This is a genomic window from Bacillus sp. 2D03, assembly GCF_003946765.1.
Lineage (GTDB): Bacteria > Bacillota > Bacilli > Bacillales > Bacillaceae_G > Bacillus_A > Bacillus_A cereus.
The window spans coordinates 379,980-406,489 of the sequence record NZ_RPSJ01000002.1 but is presented as its reverse complement, the minus strand read 5'-3'; the positions used below and the strand labels follow the sequence as shown (position 1 = coordinate 406,489).

The window sequence follows — 26,510 nt, the reverse complement described above, 5'->3', positions numbered from 1 at the left end:
AAAGGGGGATTTTATATGTATAAAAAATTAAAAATTCTTTCTTTTGTTTTAGCTATATCAGTATGTTTATTAGGATGTGAAAAAAGTACAGCAAGTAGTAAGAAAGAAGATGTAACAATACAAATTGGTATACAGCAAGGATTAAGCCCGCTATTACTAGCAAAGAAAAAGGGGTGGTTTGAAGAGGAGTTTAAAAAAGAAGGAGTTAAAGTGAAATGGACAGAGTTCCAAAGTGGACCTCCTTATTTTGAAGCAATCGCATCAAACCGATTAGACTTTGGTGAAGTAGGGAATTCTCCAGTCATTTCAGCGCAAGCAGCAGGTATTGGATTTACCGAAATCGCCAATACAAGTTATGCGAGAAAAGGAACTGGAATTCTCGTTCAAAAAGATAGCAAAATTGCGAGTGTAAAAGAGTTAAAAGGTAAAAAAATTGCAGTAGCAAAAGGAAGTAGTGCTTTTAATTTATTGTATCGAGCACTTGATAAAGAAGGGATTGATTCAAAAGATGTAAATGTCATTCAATTACAACCAGATGAAGCGCAGCCTGCATTCGAATCAGGATCAGTAGATGCATGGGCGATTTGGGACCCTTTCATATCATTACATACGTTAAATAAAGGTGCGAAGGTGATTGCAGACGGTGAAACATTAAATGTCTCTTCACCAGAATTTTTAATTACGAGAACAAAATTTGCGAAAGAACATCCAGAATTAGTTGAGAAATTCCTCAAAGTTTATGAGAAAGCACGTGTATGGCAAGATGCTAACTTAGATGAAGCAATAAAAGTATATACTTCTGTAAAAAAGATAGATGCGAAGATCGTAAAAGAAGTGTTTAATCACGACAAACCAATTTTAGTTCCAGTAACGAAGGAAATAATAGCAGAACAACAAAAGACAGCGGATTTTCAATATAAGCTCGGTTCTATAAAGAAAGAAATTAAGACGGAAAAAGTTGTAGATAATTCTTTCGTAGAAAAAGCATTGAAAGCGAAGTGAAAAGAGGTTTTGTAAAGTGGGAAATACGAAAGCTGTTATTAAACCAGCGAGTATAACGATTGAGAAAAACAACGTCAAGAAGATGCGAAAGTTAAATGTAAAAGTTTTAGTAAGGGCGATTACTATACCGGTTATTATATTAATAATTTGGCAGTTAGCTGGTGTATTCGGTCTTGTTTCTAAAACAGTTTTACCAACACCATTAGATATTTTTCTAGCTTTCCAAGAGCTTATTAAAACAGGAGAGTTATTCGGCCATTTAAGTATTAGTGTATTTAGGGCTGCGGCTGGTTTCTTTATTGGTGGGGGCTTAGGAATCATTTTAGGAACGATTGTTGGATTTTCAACGAGAAGTGAGCAATATTTAGATCCATCTGTGCAAATGTTAAGAACTGTACCTCATTTAGCTGTTGCACCGCTTTTCGTATTATGGTTCGGTTTTGGTGAAACATCGAAAGTGTTATTAATTGCAGATGGTGCATTTTTTCCTTTATACGTAAACGCATTTTTAGGTATTAGAGGTGTGGATTCAAAGTTATTTGATGTTGCGAGAGTGTTAGAGTTTAGTAAAAGAAAATTAATCACGAAACTAATTTTACCAGCTGCATTGCCTAACCTTTTACTAGGAGCAAGGTTATCGTTAGGTGTTGCATGGGTGAGTTTAGTAGTAGCAGAACTTATGGGGTCTACAGAAGGTATTGGCTATATGATTATGGATGCAAGGCAATTTTCAAATACAGATATTGTATTTGTCGGCATAATTATATTTGCATTTGTTGGGAAGTTTTCTGACTCTCTAGTACGTTTACTAGAAGTGAAGTTTTTAAGATGGCGAGATAACTTTAAAGGTGAGACAGGGAATTAACATATAAATTATTAGGGGTAATTTATATAGAATGTGTTAGTATACGATTCAAAATAAATAAGGGGTGTGTAAAGGTATGGAATTATTATGGTTTATTCCGGCTTATGGAGATGGTCGATATTTAGGAACGACAAAACGAGGAAGAGCAGCTGAATATGGTTATTATAAGCAAGTTGCTGCGGCAGCTGATTATTTAGGATATACGGGTGTTTTACTTCCAACTGGTCAAGGATGTGAAGACCCTTGGGTGTTAGCTTCAGCTCTTGCTGCTGAAACAGAAAAACTAAAATTTTTAGTAGCAGTGAGACCAGGACTAATGTCCCCTACAGTTGCAGCGAGGATGGCATCTACATTTGATAGAATTTCACATGGGAGGCTGCTTATTAATGTAGTAGCTGGAGGAGATCCAGTTGAACTACAAGGAGATGGATTATATCTTGATCATGATGAAAGATATGAAGCAGCGGATGAATTTTTAAAAGTTTGGAAATCGACATTGCAAGGTGAAACGATCTCTTTAGAAGGAAAACATATTAAAGTTACAGATAGTAAAGTTGTCTTCCCACCAGTTCAAACACCATATCCTCCTATATATTTTGGAGGATCGTCAGCTGCTGGAAAAGAAGTAGCAGCTGAACATAGTGATGTATATTTAACGTGGGGAGAGCCGCCAGAGCAAGTGAAAGAGAAAATAGAAGAAGTAAGAAAACTTGCAGAAGAGAAGGGGCGTACAGTGCGATTTGGCATTAGATTACACGTAATTGTAAGAGAAACAGAAGAAGAAGCATGGGAAGAGGCAGAACGTTTAATTCAATATGTGGATAATGAAACAATTGGGCTTGCTCAAAAGACATTTGCAAGATATGATTCGGTTGGTCAAAAACGGATGACCCATTTAAATAAAGGTACGAGAGAGTCGTTAGAGATAAGCCCTAATTTATGGGCTGGAATCGGACTTGTAAGAGGTGGGGCAGGTACTGCACTTGTAGGCGATCCGCATACAGTAGCAGAAAGGATAAAAGAATATGAATTGTTAGGAATTGATACGTTTGTTTTATCAGGATATCCGCATTTAGAAGAAGCGTATGAAGTGGCAGAATTGTTATTCCCATTATTGAAAGACGAGAAGAAAGAAGAAAATAAAATTGTTGGTGAAATGATTGCTGATGCATATGCATTAAAAAAATAGTGAGAAATAAAGTTTCACCTATTTATTGCTTCATTTTGTTTACTGCCTGTTAATACGGTATAAAAAAACCGCAAGTTATTCGCTTGCGGGTTTTCATCGTAAATTATTAGAAAATATGGTAAAATTAAAGGGTAACTTAAGGTGCGGTTGGTTGTTCAATTATCACTTCTCCAAGTAGGAGGGGGGTGATAATTCGTGAGTGAAATAGCGTTGCTATTGCAGGGTGGACTGTTTCTCGTTGCATTGTTAACGTTCGTCGTCGTTTTAATAGACAAGCTCAAAAAATAACAACCCACCTATGCCTATAGAATGTGGGTTGTTTTGTTTGTAAGAAACAAATAGGATAAATGAACAATCCAATCTGCTAAGTTACGTGGACTAGTGTGTAGCCGCACACTAGTCTTTTTTATTTATATACAATTTATAATTGGTTTATGTGATTGTATTGTTCTTTTCATACTCATTATAACACAGTGTCTTTTCATCAAGAAAGGAGACCATACGTTCTGGTTCCTATTATATAGTAGGTGCTTTTTCTTTAAACAGACCATCCATATACTGTTTTAAACTTTGGACATAAAATTTCTGTGTATTCACATTATTTACACCGACAATGGGTGATGGAAGGTCAAATCTTTTTTCTGATAAATGAACGACAACATCAAAGATGTCAAACAAACGAATGAAGCAAAACAGACCGTCTTTATCGCTAAGTAAAATAAAGTAATGATTTTCACTACTTGTATTTAGCGTATTCCATAAAGAACTTTTGCTTAAATCACGTACAATGCTTTTTTCTTTTAGTTCCACGAAATCTGCATTTGAGAGAATGGTAGAGATATCAATCGCATCTTGATTTTCAAAGTAGCCATCAACTGTTTGTACAGCGAATGTATAAGCCATTTTTAATATACTCATTTTATATTTACGGTTATCCAATAGCAATTCACGTTGAATAGAACTCGCTACTTTCGTTACACGTTCCTCTTTCCAAATTTCATTATGTAAGGAAATATCGTGCTTTTTACATAGTTTCATAATTAATGCATTAGAATAAAGAATTTCGTCGCTTACTTCGACAACATCAGTCTCAGCAGCCGCAAGTTCTTCACCGTGCTCATTCGTATAGAGTGGGGAATCAATTTGTCTTTTCATTTGTTCAATCTTAAATTGACTCAATTTATGCCTAATTAAAGGACGATCAATATTTGTTGTCATTTGTTCATGACAAGTATCACAAATTGAGTTTGTGAAATAATATCCACATAATATTTCTGGAATGACATATTGTTCACTAAGTTCTTTCGTATCTTTTCTGCAAATGATGCATTGTGTCATTTTTATCACCTTTACCTGCAAATTTGTATGTAATCTCATTGTAGTGTATTTATTGGTATTTTGGAATATTGTAAAGGAAAATATTATGTGAAATTCATACTTATTTTGGTACAATGAAGAGAAGTGCTAGTTTAAAGGAGGCCATTTTTTTGAAATCAAAAGTGCACTTTTGGACATTAGAAGTGCTAATGGTTGTAGGAATCATATTTATTTGCACAAAAATATCATTTTTATTTCAACCGATTGGTATCTTCATATCAACATTATTTTTCCCAATCTTAATCGCGCTTTTTTTATACTTCATATTTAATCCTGTATTAATCTTTTTGGAGAATAAAAAAGTACCTAGAAATTTAGCGATATTGCTGTTATATCTTTTTATCATAACATTAACTGCGGTTGGCGTTGGAGTAGTTGTTCCTACGATTTCACAACAGCTAATGGACTTGGTTAAAAATATGCCAGGCTACATAAAAGAGGGAAAAGTATACATACAAGAATTATCACATCATAGGTTGTTTGAATGGTTATCTACACAAAACTACGTTTCCATTGAAACAATTGAAAAAAATGCGATTGAATACTTAAAAGATATACCAAATACAATTACGTCGAGTGCAACGGCTTTATTTGGTATTATCACGAACGTTGCATTAGTTGTATTTACTGTACCGTTCATTTTATTTTACATGTTTAAAGATGGACATGCCTTTCCAGGGAAAGCGGTAAGTTTATTACCAGAGTCTTACCGTGAAGAGGGGCTTCGTATCATTAAGGAAACGAACGAAACATTATCTGCATATATTCAAGGGCAAGCGCTCGTTTGTATATTTGTAGGTGCGTTTACTTTTATCGGTTATTTAATTATCGATTTACCGTACGCTTTCGTTTTAGGGATTATCGCAGCATTTACAAACATCATTCCTAACTTAGGTCCATTTATCGGAGCAGCACCAGCTGTTATTGTAGGACTGTTCGTATTTCCGATGCAAGCCTTATACGTAATTATTATCGTAACAATTGTACAACAGTTTGAAAGTAATATTATTTCACCACGTATTATGAGCTCGAAATTAAACATCCACCCATTAACAATTATTATCCTAATTTTAGGGGTAGGTAACTTTGCTGGAATCATCGGAATGATTTTAGCAGTACCAGTTTATGCAGTAACAAAAACAGTTGTTTCGAACTTAGTGAGATTGTTTAAGACGAAGAGAAGTAATCGGAAATAGTAAAACCTGAGAAAGATACACCTCTTTTTAAGTGGTGTATCTTTTGTTTATAAAAAATAATTAAAAGCGGGTTGATTTGATTTTATTATATATTTTTTATACATCAAATTCAGTGATGAACTTGTGTGATATAAGCTCTATAAAACTATGTGGAATCCCTCTGAACTATCCAAATCATTTCCTTACAGCGTGCTATCATCATCATAATCGACTCCTTTCAATTCTATATAGTTAAACGATTAAAGGTGAGTGTAGTACTTGCTTCTACGATCTCGAATTTCATCAATAACTTGTTTATATTGTCTTTCTTGTTTTAATTCATTTTGAGATATTGTTTCTTTTTGAATCGTAATCGTTAAAAAGAATAGGTGAAACTTCATATGTGAATTCCTCCTTTCGAATTGGAATTACAGATGACTACAGTAATGACTTTGTCTTTCTTTTACAGAATCCATAGCCTGATTAATTTGTCGTTCATGAAGCATTTCAGACTCAGAAAATTTATTTTTTTGAATGGTAATGGTTAAAAAGAATACTTTAAATTTCATAAAATAATTGCCCCTTTATAAGTGATTTAGAAAAAACGAGTGTAATAAGAAATTACAGGTGACTACAGTAATGACTTTGTCTTTCTTTTACAGAATCCATAGCCTGATTAATTTGTCGCTCATGAAGCATTTCAGACTCGGAAAATTTATTTTTTTGAATGGTAATGGTTAAAAAGAATACTTTAAATTTCATAAAATAATTGCCCCTTTATAAGTGTTTTAGAAAAGACGAGTGTAATAAGAAGATTGGCGTTCTTTTACTTCGTCCATAATATTTTGGATGTGTTGCTCACGTAAAATCTCTTTCTGTGAAAGTTTACGTTTTTGAATGGTGATTGTTAAAAAGAATGCTTTAAATTTCATGAATATATTACCCCTTTAAAATATATTTTTAATACATTTGAGTGTAGTATGAACTTTTAATGTCAGTTATTTTATCAGTTAGTTGTTTTAACTGTTGTTTACGATTAATTTCAGTTTCAGATAAAGTATTTTTTTGAAGTACAGTCGTAAAAAAGAAAATATGAAAAGTCATAAATGAATTCCTCCTTTCGAAAAGGAATTACAGGTGATCACAGTAAAGTGCTTGGCGCTCCTTAACATCATTCATAGCTTTTTCAATTTGCTCATTATGAAGAATTTCATCTTTGGAAATTGTATTTCTTTGAATCGTAATACTTAAAAACAATACGCTAATAGTCATTGAATGTTGCTCCTTTCTTAGAAAAATAATGTAAGAGACTAAAAAATCGCGCAAAAAAACCACAGGAAGATACAGTTCTCCTATGGCTGGGCGTGAAAAAGCCACAGGAAAGTATACGACCTCCTGTGGCGAATTTATGAATTAAATGAAATAAAGTACGATTTTCAATTCTCCATTAGGGTGGTCGAATTCATATTTAATTGTCCAGAAACCACAGGTGCAGTTAACGCTAAAGTTAATGCATGTAATTGTAATTTCATCATTTCCTTCGACCTCCTTTTAGAATATTTTTCTTACGTTAGTAATTATATACAATTAATGGATAATTGTAAACGGAAAAATTGAAAATTTTTAATTTTGATTAAAATGCGTATGTTTTAAAGGGTTTTGAGAAGATGTATTGTAATTAACGAAATATCGATAAAAATGGGGGATGCTAAATGAAATATATGCATCGTAATGTAGTTGTTATGCTAACAATTTTTTTATTTATTACTGCTTGTTCTAGCGGAGAAAGAATAAAAGAAATATGTGATGTGAAACCTAGTGACTTTAAGAAATATGCTGGAACATATGTTGGTAATAACTCAGATGTGGTTGCAATTGTTAATCATTTACCCGGTGGTGGAACAGTTCAAAGTATAAGTTTAGAAAATGAAAATATAAAAGTGAACTATGGCGCAAAAGAAAGTGGGGCTCTTACAGAAGAAATGATTGAGACGTATTGGTTTGATGAGAAGGATACGATGAAGAAGAATTTTTTCTTTAATGCTATATATTTAGTAATTTTAGTGCCAAATGCAAAAAGTTATGAGTTTCAGGTAGAGAATAAAAACTTTAAGATAACGAGGGAAGAAATGTTATCAATTTTGCATAGTATATTCGATGATTTTCCAAAAGAAAAAGATATATGGGATAAAAATAAAGTTATAAAGTTCTTTAACGGCAATGAAGAAAAAATTAAAATGCTTGTGGAAGATAAAGATTTTCGGAAATCTTTATTTGCTAAATATCCAGTGAGCCAGTTGAAATAATGGAGGGGAGAAGATGGAGTTAGTATACAAAATTTCTTATCATAGAATGCAGGATCATTATTTACCTAAGTTAGTACAGGCAATTAGGCTCGTTAGTGAAGAAGATTTGTGGAAACAAGAGACTTCTGTTAATTCAATTGGTGGAATCGTACTACATATTTGTGAACATTTACAGAGAAATACAAGGCGTTATAAGGATCCCAATATAGTTTTTGAAAATGGAATTGAAGAATATTTTCCAATAAAACATTTAAGCTCCGAAACTTTGTTAAAAACTGTTGAAGAAATATTTGATGAGTGGGGAAAAGTATATATACAAGTATGGGAAGAAAAAAGGCATATTGAACTTCATAGTTTATTACATTTAGTGGAGCATACAAGTTATCATTTAGGGCAAATAGTAGATCGTACAAAGTCAATAAAGGGACAACAATTTAACTTTTGTCAAAATGGTATAAATGAAAAGAATTTGAGAACAAGAGTTGAAACTTCGAAATTTTAGAAAGAGAGTCATTCTTAAACGAATGATTCTCTTTTTTTGTAAAAGAAATTTATGGAAAAAACATTTTTATGTGATATGGTTAATTACACAAGTAATGAACCTATGAACCTAAGGTGGTGAAAGTGTGAAACCTACTCTGGAGCAAAATAAATTAATATACTTACAAATTGCAGAAACGATTGAATCTGATATTTTAAAAGACATATTGCTTGAAGAAGAACAAGTTCCATCGACAAATCAATTTGCGAAGATGTTACAAATAAATCCGGCTACTGCAGCTAAAGGGGTAAATGTATTAGTGGATGAGGGGATTTTATATAAAAAGAGAGGGATTGGAATGTTTGTTGCAAAGGGAGCGAAAGAAGTCGTACTAAAAAAAAGACAAAATACTTTTATGACTGAATATTTACCTAAAGTGTGGGAAGAAGCGAAAGTACTAGAAATATCAAAAAATGAATTGATGGATATGATTCAAAAGATTACGAAGGAGGGGAAAGAGGGATGATTGCACTTGAAACGAAAGATGTAACGAAAAAATATAAAAAGAAAATAGCTGTAAATGAAGTAACGATTTCATTGGAAGAGCATAAAATATATGGTTTGCTTGGAAGGAACGGAGCAGGGAAAACGACACTATTAAATTTACTTGCAGGTCAAATTACTTCAAGTAGTGGAAGTGTATCAATATTTGGTGAAAATGTATTTGAAAATAGTAAAGCAATGCAAAATATTTGTTTTGTTAGAGTTAAAGAAGCTGCATATTTAAATGATAAAGTAAAAAATATTTTTAATTTATGTAACATGTTTTATAAAAACTGGGATCAAGAGTTTGCTGAAGAACTTGCTAGGAGATTTCAACTTAATTTGAAAGACAAATACCATAAATTATCACATGGAATGCAAACTGTAGTAGGAATTATTCAAGGATTAGCAAGTAGGGCGCCGATTACAATTTTTGATGAACCGACTACCGGTTTAGACGCAGCACATCGAGAGCTGTTTTATAGTTTACTATTAGAAGATTATGGTGAGCATCCAAGAACAATTATATTATCAACTCATTTAGTAGAAGAAGTAACCCATGTTATCGAAGATGTAATCATCATAAAAGAAGGTGCACTTGTTGTTCAATCATCAGTGGAAGATTTATTACGACAAGGTCATATTATTTCAGGGAAAAAAGATAAAGTAGGTAAGTTTTCAATTAATAAAAAAGTTATAAATCGAGAAGTTTATGGAAATAAGGGGATTTCTGTTATATGGGAAGAACTTTCTAATGAAGATTATTACTCTCTTGAAAAAGAAGGGTTATCAATTGATAGAATTACATTACAAAAACTATTTATTCATATAACTGGTGGTGAAATAAAATGACGATGTTAATGAAGCAGTTGAAGTTACATATAAAATATCAGTATAAAGCCATTCTTATCTTTTGGACTGTGGCATTACTTATAAAAGGGACAATGACTGCAACTGATTTAAAGGGAATAAAGGTAGCATTTTTACATGATATTTTCAATAATTCATCAATTGTAATCGTAATGTTTATTGTGATAAGCGTGTTTCTTATTCAACTTGATATTTTTCCTACAGTCGTCTCGTTTGGTGTCACTAGGTTGCAATTTTTGATTGGTTCAATATGTTTTAATTTATTGCAATCAGCATTGTTTTCATGTCTTCAAGCTTTGTTTTTACAGGATACATTTTATAAAACAGAACATGTAAATTTAGGAGCATCTGCAATTGAACAATTCTTTGTACAATTCATATTTTATAGTACATTAGCTTGTTTATTCCAATCAACAACTATTGTTCAGAAAAGATTTAATTGGTTCGGATTGGCCTTTAGTATAATAGTTTTATTCGGATTGGCGAGTACAATGTATGCAGGGATAGGTATAAAAGAGTTGGTGTTTATTAATAGTAAAATGTTACTAGAAATACCTAATTTCATATTAGTTTCGATAGTTCTTATTTGCATATATATTGTAATTAGCGCTCTATTTATTCGTAAGGTTTCGTTTGAAGATACAATTTAAATACAATTATTTTAGGGGAGAAGGAAGAGTAAATGGGAGATACTTCTTCATTAATAACCGTTTTTTTATGCATTGCACTACTAATATTTTGGCGTCGTTATCGCTCCATGTATAAGCCAATAAAGGGATCGGGAAAACGTATTTTATGGCCATTACTATTTTTAACACCAGGTATTGTATGGTTTTTAGGTCCCGTACATCCAGCTGTACTACAAGTGGCTATAGCAGCATTTATTGGGATTCTTTTCTCTGTACCACTTATAGCACTAACAAATTATGAGCGAAGAGATGATGGGAATATTTATACGAAAAAAAGTGCAGCTTTTTTAATTACTTTTATTGCACTTGTCGTTTTAAGATATGGTTCAAGACAATTTATCGTTGATTTAGATCAACAAACGATTGGTTTATTATTTTACGTTGTTGCTGTCTCGTATATTATTCCATGGAGAATTGCTTGTTATATAAAGTTTAGGAAAGTTTGGCGGGAAAATAATAATCATGCTATATGAAAACTTCTCATTTGAGAAGTTTTTTTATTTTTATAGGTAAGCAAAACAAGTTGTTGAAGGGCAGGCTGTCATAGAATATGATACATATTATAATGAGGAAAAGTTGAGGGGATAAAAATGCGTACAATTTTACTTTTTCTAAACAACATGTCCATCGATAAAATAGAGAACATTAGACATAAACATGATCCTTTATTTGGATTAATTCCACCGCATATAACAATCGTATTCCCGTTTAAGAGTAATATTTCAAATGATGAATTAAAATCTCATATTTTTAATGTATCAAAAGGGGGAGGCAAAATTGAAATTGAGTTTGCAAATCGTATCACTAGCGTAGGAAACTATTTGTTTTTAGAAGTTGATAGAGGAAGAAAACAAATAGAAGAACTACATGATAGCCTGTATACAGGACCTTTATTACAATTTTTGAAAGAAGACATTCCGTACATCCCACATGTAACAGTCGGAAGAAAAGAAAGTGCCGAATTAGCTGCTGAAGTAGTGAAGGAGATTCCTAGTTTTCATGGGAAGTTAAATTGTGTGATTGATAGAATAAGCGTGGAGCGAATTGGAGAGAATGGGGAATCAATTATTGAATTTGAAGTGCCATTTTTTAAAAGCTGACAAAAGTCAGCTTTTTATTTCGTAGCATGAAGTAATGCACCAATTGCACCGCTATTACCACCATCTTGTAAAAAGATTGGTGTTTTATTTTGATATTCGGTGTAGCTACTCATAATATGTTGAAGTTGTACGTTATTACATAAAGTCGAACCAATATAAATAATATGTTCAATGTTTTTTGTTTCAGCGAATTGAAGGCTTAATGCAGTAACGACTTCACCGACAAGTCCTTGTATAGTAGCAAGTATGTCTGAGCTATTATATTTCGATTCTGAAATAGCGGCTTTACCAAAATTGCTAGCAGTTAAGCTATTATCAATAGGTGAGAGAATACCACTATAAATATCTCCAACCGTAATATCTAGTTCTTTTCTAGATCCTACTTTTGTTAGAGGGATTACATCTTCAAAATGATCTATATTTGTTAACAATTTTGAAAGTCCCATAATAGTCCCACCGCCAACTCCGGTTCCACCAGCGCGAATATATTGTTCATTATAAACATAATGGATAGAAGTACCTGTACCGATATTGGTTAAAATAAAATTGTTTATAGTGTGTTTTTCTTCTTTTAATATGTATTGGACACCTGCAAGAGTAGATTCAAATTCGTTTAGCTCTATTATTTTATATGAAGCTGTAAGCAGATGCTGTAATAGTTTCGATTTACCACCCGTAATACATATTTGTTTTATGCCATTGTTGTTTTTAATCCAATCTATTATTTTATGTTGTTCATGCGAATAAAATTTTTCAAAAGTTAATAGCTTTTTTTCGTTAAAATAAGCTATTTTCGTTAATGTGCCTCCAGCATCGATACCGATAGTACGTTCCATTTTCCTGCTCCTAACTACGTAATATGTTTTCCTACTTACTTAATTGGTTGAGAATAGATATTTCCAACTGATATAAGGAACACTTTAATCTGCTTGATATATTAATAGTTTTTCTATAGTTACAATAGGCTGGTCGTTTACAGTTGCAATACCTTTACCAAGAATAAAACCTCGGCGATTGCGCGTTAGCTCATAATGTAAATCAAGTTTATCACCGGGATATGCTTTTCCGTGGAATTCAACTCCATCTAAAGAGGAGAGGAATCCTAGTCCTTCAGAATCACTTGTATGTACAAATGCACTAAGCTGGGCAAGTGATTCTACAATTAACATATGAGGCATATGTTTTTGACTATCATTTATAAACCATTCGTTATTTGTAATGAGTTTATATCCTGTAACGGATTCACCTTGTTTTACATTTGTTACTTTATCAATCATTAAAAATGGATAACGATGGGGAAGCGTGTCTTTAATATGCATATGAAAGTACCTCCAATTAATAATACCCCTGCTAAAGTTAAGCAGGGGAGTGGGAACTAATTTTGAACTAATTCATCTACTTTTTCAAGGACGAAAATGCCGCTATTTCTAATATTTTCAACAACTTGTTGCAACACTTCTTTATCTTGAACGAGTGCAATACGTACGAAGCCTTCTCCATGAGGCCCAAATGCATGACCAGGTGTAACAACGACATTCGCACGATCCATTAATGCATAAGCGAAGTCTAGAGAAGTCCATCCTTGTGGAATTTCAGCCCAGACAAACATACTACCAGCTGGCTTATCGACATTCCAGCCAAATGTTCGGAATCCATCAACTAAAGTATCTCTCCGTTCTTGATAAATATCGCGGTTTTTCTCACAAAATGCAGCGCCATTTCTTAGTGCTGCGGATGCCGCTTTTTGAATTGGTAAAAATACACCGTAATCGGTATTAGATTTAAATTGAGTAAGTGCACGAACAATTTCTTCGTTTCCAATCATATATCCAATACGGCTACCTGCTAAACTATAACTTTTTGACAAAGAATTGATTTCTACACCAACTTCTTTAGCACCAGGTACAGAGAGGAAGCTAATTGGCTTATTACCATCGAAATAAAATTCAGCATAAGCAAAATCATGGACAACGATAATATTATGCTTTTTCGCGAATGCGATTACTTCTTTAAAGAAATCTTTATGAGCTATTGCTGGAACGGGATTCCCTGGGAAGTTTAAAATCATCATCTTCGCTTGATCGGCAATTTCTTCAGGGATGACTTCTAAGTCTGGTAAGAAATCATTCTCTTTCGTTAAAGGCATGTAGTAAGATGTTGCACCAGCCATTTGAATCCCTGTTTCATAAGCTGTATATCCTGGATCAGGAACTAATATAATATCACCTGGATTTGCATAAACCATAGGTAAATGAACGAGCCCATCTTGTGAACCCATTAATAATAAAACTTCTTTATCCGCATTTAATAAAACGTTATGAGTGTTGTTGTAATATTCAGTTACAGCTTCGTGAAATTCTTGAATACCGGATAATGTATACCCGTAGCTCTCTTTTTCACTCGCTGTATGTACCATTGTTTCTCTTACAAAATCAGCGGGCGGCATATCAGGATTTCCGATGCTCAAATCAATCATGTTATGACCTGCTGCAATTTTTTCTTTTTTATAGGCTCCTAATTCACTAAATATAGAAGATTGGAATGCTTTCATTCTAGTTGCTAACGTGTAAGTCATCAAAACCCCTCCTAAAAACAGTGCTTTCATTCTGCGTTTTTAATTATTCTGAAAACACATGTTTACATTTTATCATTTTTTTATGAAAATTAAAACGATTGACACATTTAGAGGGAGGATTAGCCTATTTTGAAAAGTAACGATGTAAATAGCGTAGATATATTAATTGAAATGTGTATTATATGATTCATTTTATATAACTTAAGGTATTTTCTAGCTTTTATTAAGTATATTTCTCATGTTTTGAATGAAAAAGAATACGAAAACAAGGGCTATTTTTGTGGACGATTTCTAAAGTGAAATAACGCAGAAAATATTTTCTGCGTCTCCTCTGAAATGTAATCATTTCTTTTTATATGTGCATAATTTTTCGGCTGTCAAAAAGTATACATTTAATGTACCGTCGGCAACTTTTAAAGTTTGGTCCGATGTAAATGAATTACCATAATCAATGTGATATACATTAGAATTTTTTACAAATGAGCCTTTATATAAATCGTCTTTATTCTTTGTTGTTTGCATTTCTACTAAATTTTGCACAATTTCCTCTTTATTTTCTTTTTTGACAACTGTTTCAAATTTATAATATACAGGGCATTCACCTTTTTTATTGTCAACGACTTCCCAAGAACCGTATATATCGTTATTGCTGCATCCACTAAGTAGGATGATTAGTATAGGAATTGTAAGTAGAACCTTTTTCATTTTGTGCTCCTTTCTTTTAAATTTGAATAAACGTGCGAATACGATAGGGATATTATAATAAATAAAGTTTAAATTTTTTTAAAGAATTATTTAATTTCATATAAAAATTTAGGAGAAATTAAATAAGCATGAATCTAGTGTAAAGTCAGATTCATGCTAGTACTATAGCCTATGTTATGTCTTTTTTGAGGATAAATAAAGAGGAAAGCAGAATTACTATTCCATTTAATATATATACGCTTGCGATCATAAAGGCTAACGTACCTGCGCCAAATCCTGCTTTATCGAATATAGAAGCAAATGTTGCGATAGTCAAAAAGATAATGGGAGTCAGTAGTAAAAATATGAAACCTGCCACGATTCTTTTTTTAAAACTATGTCCAGATAAGGAAATGGCTAAAAAGTTTAGGATGCTAAACAGAGCAATTGCAAAGAGCAGGACAATAAATACTTGGATGTCATCAGACATTTTACCACTCCTTTTATAAAGAGTACTTTTTATAATCTATTCGAAATAAAAGGGGGATACTCCTTTAGGTAATTTCAATAAACGTAATAAATAGGCGTATTATAAAACAAAGAAGTATGGATCTAATATTAGATCCATACTTCTTTGTTTATTTTATAAATTCGCAGATTGCGAATGCTGTTTTTCATAATGTTTCTGCTTAGAAAGGGAAATAGAAATAATCAATAATGAAACGACTCCGAAGATGAGAACCATATATTGTAACCCAATTGTATCTAAGAAGAAGCCTGTTCCAAGTAAGACGATTTGGAACATAACCCTCTCAAACATATTACGGAATGAGAAGAGGCGACCGTGATAACTTTTTTCCACTTTCGTTTGGAAAATCGTCGACATAATAGGGAAGAAGCAGCCAACACTAAACCCAAATAAACCAAATGATGTAAGAGCCATCCATTTTATATCGCTAAAGAACAATGACAGATGTGCAAAAGCAGTACAAACTGCGAAGAAATATAGTAATTTTTCAGGTTTGAAATGATCAGATAGACGTTTAATTACGAAGGCACCTAACATAAATGCGACACCTTCAATTGTATATATGAACCCTTTAATCGTAGGATCATGTTGCATTTCGCTAATGTTAATAACCATTAAATTAAACCCAGCTATAAATAATAGAGGGATGATACTTAATATAAGTGCTGTAAAAGCAATAGGAATTCCTTTTAAAATACGAAATACTTCCATAAAGCTATTATCTTTTGCAGCTTGTTTACTTGGTGTTGTTGATTTCTTGTCTTCGAATTGTAGGAAGAAAGTCGAGAGGAATAATAAGGCGTATGCTGCCATTGAGAAGGCATACATGTACTGTAAACTCATCACAACTAAAAGAATTCCACCTAGTGAAGTACCTGCAATACGAGCGATTGTACCAACATTCATATGTACACCATTCATTTGTAATAACTCATGCTCACGTACGATGAGTGGAATTACAGATTGTAATGCAGGGAAATAAAATGCTGCTGAAATTTGAAGAGCAACCATAAATGCAATCATAAATGCGATACTTTCAAATTGAATAGCAAAAAACATGAAAATAACACTTAAAACTCGACCAAACCCAGCGTAAAGAAGAACTTTTTTCTTTTCATACTGATCGATGACACGGCCAGCCATAGGTCCAACTAGAACACCGGCTAATAGTCCGATAAATAATATAACTGATTTCATGAAATCAGAAGGGACATATTTTTGCATAAATTCAAGGTTGCCAAGAATACCAAGCCATAATCCTAGACCTGCAATAAACTCCCCAATTAAAACAATCCAAACGTTTTTATTACGCCACATAACATAAAACCTCTCCGTCTTTTAAAATGAAAAACGCGTATATAAAACCTCCTTATTTATGTAGTATTTTTATACGAACTTTTTTAGAGTCAGAGTCTATATTACGTGTTTCATAATTGGATTTCAATCTTTTTGATTTGTCAAAAATTTGATGTGTTAATTGATGAAATAAGTGAATCAAAACGTAAAAAATTTATGATTAAAGCTAATAGAAAGTAAGGGGACATATAAAAAAGCAAGAACGTATAACTACGCCTCGCTTTTCTCAAGTACAAAATTAAATATTAGATTCACTTAGCAACATTTACGCTCTTGTCCAATAGCTAAAGCGCTAAAAGATAGTGGGCCAACAACTTCTGCGCTTGCACCACTAGTAAGGTTTTCTACAGTTAATGAATATTCGTGTGTTCCACTGCTAACGTTTTGATCTATAGCTTGAAATGTTTGTACATAGAATTGTTCAGAATCTGTAGATTCAATACCTACTTGTGCATTAAAAATTTCAATATTATCACGGAAAATTCGGAATAAAACTTGTGAAGTCTCAGTTATACCTTCTATACCAATTGTAGCGATTAATTCTACTCGATTATTACGTGAATCTCTACTTGAAATTCGCAATTTCAAATTTGCTAAAATTGCTTTATTTGGAGAAGATGGGATTGCAAAAGTTGTTTCACCAGTTTTACTAATAGGTTGAGTAGCTTGGTAATCAATGATATGAGTCATATTCTTCACCTCCTCATATACTAGAATATGAAAATAGTGAATAATTAGTTTGGACAAATACTAGATTATTTAATAGAGTCAACAATAATTATTGAAAAGAAGAAATTCACATAAAAGCATTAAGAATATATCACAATAAGATGATATTTTTCTTAATGCTTTTTGTAATTAAGCAGAATATTCTTCTTTACGTACTTCAAAAAATTCATTACGTCGTAAGTAATTATAAATTTTCTCTGAAACCTCTTCTTCTTCAGACACTAAGAAACGATGATCAAAAGCGTAGAAAGATTGACCTTTAATTAATTTTACGTAATACATATTAAACGCCTCCTGACACTAGATTATTACTTGCTTCATATTATGATGGCCTATATGTCTGCTAAAAATACTTGGAGTTTCAAAGGGGATAAGTAAAGGGATGAAAGAGCTTACAATTCTGTAAGGTTTATGTCACCTTTTTCGATAGTTTGTATTTACCAGTTTCTTCTATAATGCAAATAGGTTACATAAAATAAGGGGGTAAAAAGATGGATGAAATAATTGGAGAAGTTGTAGCTGGTATTTGTGAATTTGTAGTGGAAGTAACAGCGGATGCTATAGGAAATTTAGTTTCTGGAAATGATGAGGAAAAAGAAACATTATAATAATTTGTAAAAGAATAAAGTTGATCAAATTATAAAGGCTGATTTCTAAAGAGAAATCAGCTTTTTTATTTTTTACATTATATTAACTTAATTTGAATATTCATTTGTTATCATATTTAAGAAGCCTATATAAGGAGGTGAATAAACAAATATGTCGAATTCAGGGCCTGATTTATCTGTTTCTCGTTTGATTGTGGTAAATATAGAAGAAAAAGAATATCATTTTATTGTTCGTGAACATCCGATTGTAGGGAAATTTATATCGCTATTTGAAAATGGGAAAGAATACGGTTTAATAGATAAACAAATCGCTAATAAAGATAAATTTATTACATCGGAGCTTACTAAGTTAGATTATTTTAATATAGATGTTTTATATCTTACACCTGGGTGGATATGGATTGGTATGGATCAATTTGGTTTACATGCTCGTGAGGCTACTTATAACGAAGTAGATGTTATTATGAAGTTGAAAGAGGATTTATATTATATAGATATATACGAAGAAATAAAAATGTAGTAAATATTTATTCAGGTTAGGGGGGAAGTTCCCATAGCTTTTTTTGTTTAATAATAAAATGCAAAATTATATTATTTTAATGAAAGGTAATATGATAAGAAGTGAGATGAAAAGAGGATTTGAAAATACATTAAGAGAATTGTAATAATTATATGAGTCGTATATGTAAATAACAATAGAAAGAAGATGCTAATATGAGTAAAGAAGAGCTTGTGAAAAAACAGTTTGGCAGCAATGCAGATAAATATGTAAATAGTAAAATACATGCTAAAGGACTGGATTTACAATATGTAGTTCAACAAGTTGAGTCTCGTCATAATAATCGTCTTCTTGATGTTGCTACTGGTGGCGGGCATGTGGCAAATATGTTAGCACCTATGTTTGAAGAAGTAGTTGCACTTGATTTAACAGAACAGATGTTAGAAAAAGCAAAAGTTTTTATAAAGCAGAATGGTCATGAAAATGTATCTTTTGTAGCAGGAAATGCAGAGAATTTACCATTTGCAGACCATTTTTTTGATACAATTACATGCCGGATTGCAGCCCATCATTTTACGAGTCCGGCTCAATTTATTTATGAAGTAAATCGTACGTTGGAGGATAATGGATTATTCATCTTAATAGATAATGTTTCGCCAGAAAATAATGAATATGATACATTTTATAATTTTATAGAAAAAAAGCGTGACCCAAGTCATGAACGAGCTCTAAAAAAGACAGAATGGCTTACTTTATTAGAAAAAAACGGTTTGCAAATGCAGTCATGTCTTACTTTTGATAAGAAGTTTGATTTTGACTGGTGGTGTAATATGATGGATGTCCCTTTACAAAAGCGTGAAAAATTAACAGAATGTATGATGAAAGCACCAAACGAAATGAAGGGATATTTTAATATTCAATTTAAAAATAATAAAGTAGAATCGTTCTATACTGAAATGGCTATGTTTATATGTAAAAAAAGTACAACGTTAAAAAGATAAATGTGTTGCAGTCTTTCTGAAGTACGATATACTTAGTACAGAGAAACTGAGAATTGAGGAATAGTTATAATGATTCGTGTACGCATTGAAGGTACTGAGGAAGAAATGCTTGAATTTATGGGGAAAATGCCAGACATTCCTGGATTTGAAAAGACACATATGAGAGAGCCGAGAAAAGGAAATAACCCGAAATACGATTCAAGTAAAAATGTACTTGCATATTTGTCTTATAAAAAGATTGAAGTCGCCAATAAATAGGCGGCTTTTTTAGTTTGCGCTGTTTCACCGCCTTGTCTTTTTTACATAATAATAATAGTAGATTATGCTCAAGAGGGGTGAGAATAGTTAATAAGAAAATTATCTTTTTTGGAGACTTTGGTATTGATGACGCCGTAGCGTTAATTTATGCAAATAAAACATGTAAATTAGATATTCTAGGTATTGTTGCTGAGTACGGGAATGTATCACGAGATATCGTTACGGAAAATGTTTATTTTTTAGAAAGGTACTATGCTACACAAGTGAAAATTATTGAAGGTGCGAGTAGACCGATGACAGCTGAAGAGCCTTTGTTTTTCCCTGAAATCCACGGGGATCACGGTTTAGGTCCTATTATTCCACCTGAGATGAGAATTTGTAAACGAGAAAATTTTTGTGAATTAATCAAATTAATCGAACCTTGTCCAGAAGATATTATAATTGTGGCGACAGGGAGACTAACGACGCTTGCTACGTTATTTTTATTGTATCCAAATATAATGGATCGTATTTGTTCGTATTATATAATGGGCGGCGCTTTCCTATTTCCAGGTAATGTTACACCAGTATCTGAAGCGAATTTTTATGGTGATCCAATTGCAGCAAATATTGTTATGAAATATGCGAAAAACGCTAGCATATACCCGTTAAATGTAACACAGGGCGCGCTTATAACACCTGAAATGGCCAATATAATAGATAAACAAGGAACTGGACAGGCGAAACTCATTAAACCAATGATTGATTTTTATTATGAGAACTTTTATAAAAAAGAATATCCGGGTATTGGTGGAAGTCCTATACACGATTTACTACCGTTTATCTCGTTTATAAATGACAGTATTTTCGAATATAAAAAATCGGCAGTGTGGATTAGTACGACAAATGATGTGACTAGGGGCCAAAGTGTAGCAGACTTTAGAAAAATAGCTGAGCCAACAAGGTTTGATGATCGGCCGATTCAAAGAATTGCTGTTGGTTTTAACTATGCAGCTTTTAAAGAAGAGTTTATGCGAACAATATTGAAGCCAGATTGTCCTTAATGTGTGTAATAACAAGTCGGATAAATTGTTAGTTCAAAAAAAGGTTTAATCTGTGTGTATTATTCTCAAAAATCTTAAAGTTGAACAACATGAATAACTTATGAAAAATGTCACATAACTAATGGTAAGCAATTGTTTCTAATTATATTTTGATTGGTGAAATGTAAAGGAGGTTATTATATGATTTGGTCTTTAATCGTCGGTGGTATATTAGGATGGCTTGCGAGCTTAATTACTGGAAAAGACGTACCTGGTGGTGTAATTGGTAATATTATTGCTGGTATTATCGGTTCTTGGGTTGGTTCGAAATTACTTGGTAGTTTTGGTCCAGTCATTGGCGGATATGCAATTATTCCAGCTTTAATCGGTGCGATCATTTTAATTTTCATCGTAAGCTTCTTATTACGAGCAATGCGAAAATGAATGTAAGGACTGTTTACATTTGTAAGCAGTCCTTTTTATATGTTATGCTAGTATTATACAATCAGGAGGTGTCAGCATTGAAAACATTCACAGTAAATTTCCATCAAGAAGATAATGCTAAAGCGACAACAGTACATAAATTAAGTGAAGAGGACTTTAACAAAGCAACAGAAAAAGGCACTCGTCATCTATTTGATTTAGATACAAACGTTGGATTCTTCGTATTCTTTGATGCAGAAGATGCAGAAGGAAACGATCAATACTTAATGTTACAATACGAAGGTGATCATGAAGAGCCAACTGCGTGCTACGGATTTGATTTAAAACTATACTATCAATTTTTAGCACTGTACTTAAACGATCTTGAGTTCCAAGGTGAAACAGATGAGGAAGAGGAAGAATACGGTCCAATTCATCATTTAGCGCATTTACTTTATCATATTGTTGAAGATGGTAAATCAATCGAAGTGTAATATACATATTTGAAGCTGCCCTTTTTGGGCAGCTTTTTTATATGACATTGGAATGGTGTACTGTGAGCTAAATAAAGTGAAACTTTAATCAGTGGGGTGTTCATCCCCACTGATTATCAGCCCTCACCAATCGGGCTTTTACGGACAGCAGGGCCCCCACCTAACTTCTTTGTTTCCGCTGAATTTTGAGGTGGGGATCTTACTGCCCGGCAAATAGCGGGATAAATTAATAATAGAAATTTATTTGTTACTTTCATGTTAGCATCGTAAAACACCTGTTATAATGATTGTAATTAAATTCATGGAGGCTAATTTTATGCTTGTAGATGTAAAAGCTTTTATTAAAGCTGCAGTTTTAACATGTATTTCATCATTAAGTGGAGATAACACGTTTGCTTATAATTTTGAAACTGTAAAAAATACTATCGCTACATTTTTTAAGAAGCTAAGATTTACCGTATAATTTTATTTTAACCAGTAGGAAAAGAGTAATCACTTCCTACTGGTTTTTTTCTGTTTCAAGGAGCTGTTGTGAGAGCATGTTTTAAGTTATAGATAGAGGATATTATCATTGAGAAGAGAAGGTTTAAATAAGGAGATGAAAATGGTTTCGTTTATCAGGAGGTAGTTACTTCGGATATAACAGACTTGGTTACTTTTTAGAAACAGCTTTTGTAATATATTTTGTACAAGCTTTTGGAGAGAGTGAAGCACTGACTTTTTTGGAACAAACATAATTTGAAAAGTAGTGTAATGGGTTGGTTAACGAAATGAATAAGATGCAATAGGGGGTAAAGATGATGAAAATATATTTAAAAATAGTTATGTTATTTTTGGTGTTTACATGTATGTTTGCGCTAGCCGCATGTAAAGAGACAGACGAAAAAAAGGAAACAAATCCAACCTCGGAAAATAATAAAAATGAACAAAGTAATTTTTCAGAAGAACAGAAAAATCCTGAAGCAAAACCAAGCAATGAAAAAACAACAAAACCATCGCCTGACCCAGATTCGAAAAATAGAACACTTAATCAAAAATCAATTAACCACGTTAAAGATTTGTTTGAACTCGCAAAAGAAGGAAAAGTACCTAATGTACCATTTGGAGCCCATACAGGGGATATTGAAGAAATTGAAAAAGCGTGGGGGAAAGCAAATAAAACCGAATATGCAGGGAACGGAATGTACGCAACTTTTACAAATAAAAATATTGTTTTCGGATTTAATAAAGGGTCACAAGTTTTTGATGTACGCTCATATCATGCAGAACTAAAATTGATTACATTACAAGAAATTGAAAAAGCATTAGGAAAACCATCTTCAGTTAAAGAGAATGGTGAAGATAAAATATATGTATACAAAGTAAATAACCAGTATGAGCTGAAATTTGTCATTCCAAAATCGACTGGTAAGGTAGATCATATTTCTGTATTTTCACCAGAGGATAGTATTAATAAAATGGCAGGATAAGAAATTAAGTGATTTCAAAAACACCTCACTTTCCTTAAATGAGGTGTTTTTAGTTGTAAATAAGGAACGTCTCCTGCCATATAAAACATACTTTCATACGCGAAATACTTCACTTTTGTTTTTTAATATTCATCCAATAAGAAATATTGATCTACTGAAAAAGTAGTAACCTATAAATTATGTGTAGGCTGGTTCGTGATTTTTTTACGTTCTAAATTTTGAACAAACAGTGCTTGAACAATACCTCCAATTAATAAGAAACTAGCACAAATATAAAACAGCATACTTCCATTTAACTTACTTAATAAAACTGCACCAATAACTGGTCCGCACGTTCGAGATATATCCCAGTGTATACCGTAAATTGAAAAATATAAACCACGTTTATTGTGAGGTGCAATTTCTGAAACGAATCGTAATAAGTGGTTTAGAGCAATACTTTCTCCAATGACTAAAAAGAGTAAGGTGAAGAATAACGACAATATCGTCGTTGAATAACTAAAGCCAACTGCAGCTATTGTATAGCAGGCGTAAGAAATAAGGATGATTTTCGCCATAGAAAATCGTTCAGACCATTTTACGAGGAAGATTTGTAGTATGATTTCCAAAATGGCTTTGCATGTTGAAATAAATGCGAGTATGAATACGAGATTAGGAAATACATGTTCTGCAAAAATACGATAATTCGTCTCAGTTTGTGCATAAAAAAAGCTAATAGGGAGTGTAGAAACCATAAGACCGAATATAGCATAATGTTTAAAAATAAATTGCTTTGGTGAACTTGCCTCAACTGTTTGTTTCGACTTACTCATAGGTGGAACGGTTTCTGGGAGCTGGGTCCAAACAACAACGGCATATATCGTAAGGGTTACACTTTGCACGATAAATAAATATTCTGGGTGAGTATTATAAAAACATGCACCGATTAAAGGGCCGACTACGGATCCAATTGCTCCCATCGTTTGTAGGAGAGCAAAAATTTCTGCTTGCTGCTCTTGTTTTGTTAAATCAGCAATTTGTGCACGCTGAGCTGGAATGTATAAGGAACGGCCAATACCATTAATGACATATAACAGTGCAAATATAAAAACAGATTGAGCGAAAACGAAACTGCCGATTGCAACACCTTGTAGTAATAATCCGAGTAACATAATCTTTTTTCGGCCATATTTATCAGTAATTCCTCCAGCAATAAGCGTAAATAAAATGTCTGAAAGTGGCTGTAATCCGAAAATTAGCATAGTTATTATTACATTGCCGTTTAACATTTTATTGACGTAAATAATCATAATGAGAGCTAACATAGATTCAGTCGTTCGGGTTAATAATTCACCACACAATCTAATAAAAATAGGTTTATTGTAACGAAGTAAGAGATAATTCAATATTAATTCCTCCTTTCTATATTGAAATGATAAGATGAAAGGAGAGTTGGAAAAAGGGTAGAGACTATAGGGAGGATTTTTCACCTTTTAGGGGGAGTATGATGTTTATTTTAGATCAATACATTGAACTATGGATTGCTTATGGAAAAGGAAAAAAAGAGGGAGAACGATTGGAAGTAACAGTGCAAAATATATCTGGTACATTATTTTGTACAGAGCGCAATAGTAAGTTAATTATAAAAAAATTAGATGAGTTAAATTGGATCAAGTGGTTTCCAGGTCGCGGCAGAGGAAATCGGTCTAAGTTAATATTTCAAAAGCACCCGATATCTTTAATTTTAGATAGAGGAAAAGAAATAACGAAAAAAGGGGATGTGAAAAGCGGAAGTATATTTGTGGAACGCTATAGCTCACATTTTCCATCAGTAAAGGGAGAATATCATTCCTGGGTGGATTCAATATTTGGTCATAAGGTTGAAATGACATCTGAAGGGAGAAGAGATGTACTCCGGTTGCAAGTACAAATGAATTTAGATATCACATTAGATCCTGTATACGCTACAATGCGCTCAGAATGCCATATGGTAAAACATATATTCGACACACTCGTGTATGTAGACGGTAATACAAACATTATAGAGCCAAGACTTGCATTTCACTGGGAATATAATGACGCTGAAAAAATATGGACGTTTTACTTACGAAAAGGAGTTCACTTTCATAATGGAAAACAACTTACTGCACATGATGTTATATACTCGTTGAATCGATTTATGAAGCTGGAAAATAATGCACACGCATGGATGTTACAACACGTTGAAAGTATCCGTTCAGTGGATGACTACGTTTTCGAAATTCAATTACATACAGAAAATCGAATGTTTTTACATATGCTAAGTGCAGAACAGTGTTCTATCGTGAATGAAGATGAAGCAGGAGGGCTAATTGGAACCGGGCCTTTTCAATTATATAAAAGTAATGAAAATCTGTTCATTTTAGAAGGACATCCTTTATATTTTCGTGAAAGACCTTTTTTAGATCGTGTTGAGTTGTGGAATGTAGAACAAGGTGTAGGTACATACGATGTTTTAGTAAAGGCGCAGTATAAAGATAAAGAAAAACATAATAAAGAATTGTCTCGGCTTGAGTCGAACGTGACATATATAACATGTAATCTTACGAAAGAAGGACCAATGCAAGATGAGTTATTTCGGAAAGCGTTATATAACATCATTCATGGTTATACAATCGTTCAAGAACTCGGCGGAGAACGTGGAGAAGTGGCAAAAAAACTAATATTAGCAGGTGAAAGCATTGTAGAGATTGAGGAAGATGTAGAAAGTTTAATTAAAAGGAGTACTTATCATAATGAAGTGCTACAACTCTACACATTTACAGGACGAGATCATGTTGAAGATGCACAGTGGATACAAAAAGAGTGTGCGAAATATGGGATTCGTGTAGAAAATAATTTTCTTGATATAGAAGAGCTATTGGAAGTAAGTACGATACAAAAGGCCGATATGATGCATGATAGTGCCACAATTAGTGAACGAATAGAAGATAGTCTATTATATATGTTTCTTACAAAAAATAGTTTTATTCATGGACAAAGCAGCATGGACTTTCATGAAAAGTTGTCTCCTTATTTTAGACAAGAAGAATTAGAGAAAAGAGTTACACTGTTACGTGATATCGAGGATACTTTGTTACGTCAAATTCATATTATTCCTTTATATCGTAATAAACAAGAGGTAAGTACACATGAAAAAGTTCAAAATATAATGATTAATTCACAAGGTTGGATTGATTTTTATAATATTTGGTTTAAGTCTTGATATATAAGGGCTTTTGCACATTTTCATAAGGTGTGTAAGAGCC

37 protein-coding genes and 1 pseudogene are annotated in these 26,510 nt (G+C 32.7%); 22 read left to right on the top strand and 16 right to left on the bottom strand.

Annotation, left to right across the window (positions count from 1 at the left end; all coding sequences use genetic code 11):
* The first annotated feature begins 15 nt into the window (after positions 1-15).
* The 4 genes from EBQ15_RS07180 to EBQ15_RS31530 all read left to right on the top strand — a co-directional run bounded on the left by EBQ15_RS07180 (position 16) and on the right by EBQ15_RS31530 (position 3,344).
* Positions 16-1,002 carry an aliphatic sulfonate ABC transporter substrate-binding protein gene (locus tag EBQ15_RS07180; protein WP_000277092.1) on the top strand — a complete coding sequence of 329 codons (987 nt, stop codon included), beginning with the start codon at positions 16-18 and terminating at the stop codon, positions 1,000-1,002.
* 16 nt (positions 1,003-1,018) lie between these two features.
* Complete coding sequence (locus EBQ15_RS07175) at positions 1,019-1,867, top strand: ABC transporter permease (RefSeq protein ID WP_000528518.1); 849 nt, start codon at positions 1,019-1,021, stop codon at positions 1,865-1,867.
* Positions 1,868-1,943: 76 nt separating this feature from the next.
* Positions 1,944-3,056, top strand: a complete 1,113-nt coding sequence (gene ssuD / locus EBQ15_RS07170; protein WP_000422261.1) for an FMNH2-dependent alkanesulfonate monooxygenase — start codon at positions 1,944-1,946, stop codon at positions 3,054-3,056.
* A 195-nt stretch (positions 3,057-3,251) separates the two neighbouring features.
* On the top strand, positions 3,252-3,344 hold the full coding sequence (locus EBQ15_RS31530) for a putative holin-like toxin (RefSeq protein ID WP_001289320.1): 93 nt from the start codon (positions 3,252-3,254) through the stop codon (positions 3,342-3,344).
* Positions 3,345-3,572: 228 nt separating this feature from the next.
* Here the strand turns inward: EBQ15_RS31530 and EBQ15_RS07165 are convergent, their stop codons facing one another.
* A complete protein-coding gene (locus EBQ15_RS07165; RefSeq protein WP_000189713.1) occupies positions 3,573-4,394 on the bottom strand; it encodes an HNH endonuclease in 822 nt (273 codons plus the stop codon).
* A 149-nt stretch (positions 4,395-4,543) separates the two neighbouring features.
* Here EBQ15_RS07165 and EBQ15_RS07160 point away from each other — a divergent pair, with 149 nt between their 5' ends.
* Complete coding sequence (locus tag EBQ15_RS07160) at positions 4,544-5,629, top strand: AI-2E family transporter (RefSeq protein ID WP_000837891.1); 1,086 nt, start codon at positions 4,544-4,546, stop codon at positions 5,627-5,629.
* Between the two features lie 239 nt (positions 5,630-5,868).
* On the opposite strand, the gene EBQ15_RS07155 is transcribed toward EBQ15_RS07160, so the two are convergent.
* The 6 genes from EBQ15_RS07155 to EBQ15_RS07130 are packed head-to-tail and all read right to left on the bottom strand — an operon-like array spanning position 5,869 to position 6,880.
* Positions 5,869-6,009, bottom strand: coding sequence for a YrzI family small protein (locus EBQ15_RS07155; protein WP_000668497.1), 141 nt, complete (start codon positions 6,007-6,009; stop codon positions 5,869-5,871).
* A 27-nt stretch (positions 6,010-6,036) separates the two neighbouring features.
* A complete protein-coding gene (locus tag EBQ15_RS07150; protein ID WP_000669805.1) occupies positions 6,037-6,177 on the bottom strand; it encodes a YrzI family small protein in 141 nt (46 codons plus the stop codon).
* Positions 6,178-6,229: 52 nt separating this feature from the next.
* Positions 6,230-6,370 carry a YrzI family small protein gene (locus tag EBQ15_RS07145; RefSeq protein WP_000669805.1) on the bottom strand — a complete coding sequence of 47 codons (141 nt, stop codon included), beginning with the start codon at positions 6,368-6,370 and terminating at the stop codon, positions 6,230-6,232.
* 26 nt (positions 6,371-6,396) lie between these two features.
* A complete protein-coding gene (locus tag EBQ15_RS07140) occupies positions 6,397-6,540 on the bottom strand; it encodes a YrzI family small protein (protein ID WP_000668963.1) in 144 nt (47 codons plus the stop codon).
* Between the two features lie 28 nt (positions 6,541-6,568).
* On the bottom strand, positions 6,569-6,712 hold the full coding sequence (locus EBQ15_RS07135; RefSeq protein WP_000142729.1) for a YrzI family small protein: 144 nt from the start codon (positions 6,710-6,712) through the stop codon (positions 6,569-6,571).
* A gap of 27 nt (positions 6,713-6,739) precedes the next feature.
* On the bottom strand, positions 6,740-6,880 hold the full coding sequence (locus tag EBQ15_RS07130; RefSeq protein ID WP_000156193.1) for a YrzI family small protein: 141 nt from the start codon (positions 6,878-6,880) through the stop codon (positions 6,740-6,742).
* 440 nt (positions 6,881-7,320) lie between these two features.
* Here EBQ15_RS07130 and EBQ15_RS07125 point away from each other — a divergent pair, with 440 nt between their 5' ends.
* The 7 genes from EBQ15_RS07125 to EBQ15_RS07095 all read left to right on the top strand — a co-directional run bounded on the left by EBQ15_RS07125 (position 7,321) and on the right by EBQ15_RS07095 (position 11,597).
* Positions 7,321-7,914 (top strand): DUF4825 domain-containing protein, encoded by a 594-nt coding sequence (locus EBQ15_RS07125; RefSeq protein ID WP_000876559.1) that lies wholly within the window; start codon positions 7,321-7,323, stop codon positions 7,912-7,914.
* Positions 7,915-7,927: 13 nt separating this feature from the next.
* Positions 7,928-8,416: a DinB family protein gene (locus EBQ15_RS07120; protein ID WP_000424640.1), complete on the top strand. Its 489-nt coding sequence runs from the start codon at positions 7,928-7,930 to the stop codon at positions 8,414-8,416.
* 124 nt (positions 8,417-8,540) lie between these two features.
* Complete coding sequence (locus EBQ15_RS07115) at positions 8,541-8,921, top strand: GntR family transcriptional regulator (protein ID WP_000805199.1); 381 nt, start codon at positions 8,541-8,543, stop codon at positions 8,919-8,921.
* Complete coding sequence (locus EBQ15_RS07110) at positions 8,918-9,790, top strand: ABC transporter ATP-binding protein (RefSeq protein ID WP_000560918.1); 873 nt, start codon at positions 8,918-8,920, stop codon at positions 9,788-9,790. Before EBQ15_RS07115 ends, EBQ15_RS07110 begins: the two co-directional genes overlap by 4 nt.
* Positions 9,787-10,458: a DUF4052 family protein gene (locus tag EBQ15_RS07105; RefSeq protein ID WP_000178179.1), complete on the top strand. Its 672-nt coding sequence runs from the start codon at positions 9,787-9,789 to the stop codon at positions 10,456-10,458. Before EBQ15_RS07110 ends, EBQ15_RS07105 begins: the two co-directional genes overlap by 4 nt.
* Positions 10,459-10,490: 32 nt before the next feature.
* Complete coding sequence (locus EBQ15_RS07100; RefSeq protein ID WP_000502975.1) at positions 10,491-10,970, top strand: CcdC family protein; 480 nt, start codon at positions 10,491-10,493, stop codon at positions 10,968-10,970.
* A 117-nt stretch (positions 10,971-11,087) separates the two neighbouring features.
* Positions 11,088-11,597, top strand: coding sequence for a 2'-5' RNA ligase family protein (locus EBQ15_RS07095; protein ID WP_001259207.1), 510 nt, complete (start codon positions 11,088-11,090; stop codon positions 11,595-11,597).
* A gap of 14 nt (positions 11,598-11,611) precedes the next feature.
* Here EBQ15_RS07095 and coaW read toward each other — a convergent pair whose 3' ends face one another.
* From coaW to EBQ15_RS07055, 8 genes are all read right to left on the bottom strand, one after another.
* The gene (coaW, locus tag EBQ15_RS07090) at positions 11,612-12,433 is read right to left on the bottom strand and encodes a type II pantothenate kinase (protein WP_000442489.1); all 822 of its coding nucleotides are present in this window, start codon (positions 12,431-12,433) and stop codon (positions 11,612-11,614) included.
* 84 nt (positions 12,434-12,517) lie between these two features.
* Positions 12,518-12,916, bottom strand: a complete 399-nt coding sequence (locus EBQ15_RS07085; protein ID WP_000547659.1) for a 3-hydroxyacyl-ACP dehydratase FabZ family protein — start codon at positions 12,914-12,916, stop codon at positions 12,518-12,520.
* 56 nt (positions 12,917-12,972) lie between these two features.
* Positions 12,973-14,172 (bottom strand): LL-diaminopimelate aminotransferase, encoded by a 1,200-nt coding sequence (locus tag EBQ15_RS07080; protein ID WP_000222710.1) that lies wholly within the window; start codon positions 14,170-14,172, stop codon positions 12,973-12,975.
* A 342-nt stretch (positions 14,173-14,514) separates the two neighbouring features.
* Positions 14,515-14,877: a hypothetical protein gene (locus EBQ15_RS07075; RefSeq protein ID WP_000757017.1), complete on the bottom strand. Its 363-nt coding sequence runs from the start codon at positions 14,875-14,877 to the stop codon at positions 14,515-14,517.
* 169 nt (positions 14,878-15,046) lie between these two features.
* Positions 15,047-15,346: a hypothetical protein gene (locus tag EBQ15_RS07070; RefSeq protein WP_001278448.1), complete on the bottom strand. Its 300-nt coding sequence runs from the start codon at positions 15,344-15,346 to the stop codon at positions 15,047-15,049.
* Positions 15,347-15,499: 153 nt separating this feature from the next.
* A complete protein-coding gene (locus EBQ15_RS07065) occupies positions 15,500-16,702 on the bottom strand; it encodes an MFS transporter (RefSeq protein WP_000269261.1) in 1,203 nt (400 codons plus the stop codon).
* Positions 16,703-16,996: 294 nt separating this feature from the next.
* Positions 16,997-17,431, bottom strand: a complete 435-nt coding sequence (gene exsC / locus EBQ15_RS07060) for an exosporium protein ExsC (protein ID WP_000148806.1) — start codon at positions 17,429-17,431, stop codon at positions 16,997-16,999.
* Positions 17,432-17,599: 168 nt separating this feature from the next.
* On the bottom strand, positions 17,600-17,752 hold the full coding sequence (locus EBQ15_RS07055) for a YqbF domain-containing protein (RefSeq protein WP_000291905.1): 153 nt from the start codon (positions 17,750-17,752) through the stop codon (positions 17,600-17,602).
* A gap of 477 nt (positions 17,753-18,229) precedes the next feature.
* On the opposite strand from EBQ15_RS07055, the gene EBQ15_RS07050 reads away from it, so the two are divergent.
* From EBQ15_RS07050 to EBQ15_RS07010, 9 genes and pseudogenes are all read left to right on the top strand, one after another.
* Positions 18,230-18,598, top strand: a complete 369-nt coding sequence (locus tag EBQ15_RS07050; RefSeq protein ID WP_000071478.1) for a hypothetical protein — start codon at positions 18,230-18,232, stop codon at positions 18,596-18,598.
* A 194-nt stretch (positions 18,599-18,792) separates the two neighbouring features.
* Positions 18,793-19,578, top strand: coding sequence for a class I SAM-dependent methyltransferase (locus EBQ15_RS07045; RefSeq protein ID WP_000031305.1), 786 nt, complete (start codon positions 18,793-18,795; stop codon positions 19,576-19,578).
* 69 nt (positions 19,579-19,647) lie between these two features.
* Positions 19,648-19,836 carry a DUF3970 family protein gene (locus EBQ15_RS07040; protein WP_000621885.1) on the top strand — a complete coding sequence of 63 codons (189 nt, stop codon included), beginning with the start codon at positions 19,648-19,650 and terminating at the stop codon, positions 19,834-19,836.
* A gap of 77 nt (positions 19,837-19,913) precedes the next feature.
* On the top strand, positions 19,914-20,879 hold the full coding sequence (locus tag EBQ15_RS07035) for a nucleoside hydrolase (protein WP_001223681.1): 966 nt from the start codon (positions 19,914-19,916) through the stop codon (positions 20,877-20,879).
* A 180-nt stretch (positions 20,880-21,059) separates the two neighbouring features.
* A complete protein-coding gene (locus EBQ15_RS07030) occupies positions 21,060-21,302 on the top strand; it encodes a GlsB/YeaQ/YmgE family stress response membrane protein (RefSeq protein WP_000638306.1) in 243 nt (80 codons plus the stop codon).
* Positions 21,303-21,379: 77 nt separating this feature from the next.
* Entirely contained in the window at positions 21,380-21,775 is a 396-nt protein-coding gene (locus EBQ15_RS07025) for a hypothetical protein (protein ID WP_000847587.1), read from the top strand.
* A 316-nt stretch (positions 21,776-22,091) separates the two neighbouring features.
* Positions 22,092-22,238 (top strand): hypothetical protein, encoded by a 147-nt coding sequence (locus tag EBQ15_RS07020; protein ID WP_000959554.1) that lies wholly within the window; start codon positions 22,092-22,094, stop codon positions 22,236-22,238.
* A gap of 139 nt (positions 22,239-22,377) precedes the next feature.
* Positions 22,378-22,549 (top strand): annotated as a pseudogene (locus EBQ15_RS07015) (aminopeptidase); the annotation flags it as partial.
* A 23-nt stretch (positions 22,550-22,572) separates the two neighbouring features.
* Positions 22,573-23,244, top strand: coding sequence for a YjgB family protein (locus tag EBQ15_RS07010; protein WP_001987496.1), 672 nt, complete (start codon positions 22,573-22,575; stop codon positions 23,242-23,244).
* A 170-nt stretch (positions 23,245-23,414) separates the two neighbouring features.
* Here EBQ15_RS07010 and EBQ15_RS07005 read toward each other — a convergent pair whose 3' ends face one another.
* Entirely contained in the window at positions 23,415-24,629 is a 1,215-nt protein-coding gene (locus tag EBQ15_RS07005; RefSeq protein WP_001108458.1) for an MDR family MFS transporter, read from the bottom strand.
* Positions 24,630-24,730: 101 nt separating this feature from the next.
* Between EBQ15_RS07005 and EBQ15_RS07000 the strand changes: the two genes are divergently transcribed.
* On the top strand, positions 24,731-26,467 hold the full coding sequence (locus EBQ15_RS07000; protein WP_000470200.1) for an ABC transporter substrate-binding protein: 1,737 nt from the start codon (positions 24,731-24,733) through the stop codon (positions 26,465-26,467).
* Positions 26,468-26,510: the final 43 nt, after the last annotated feature.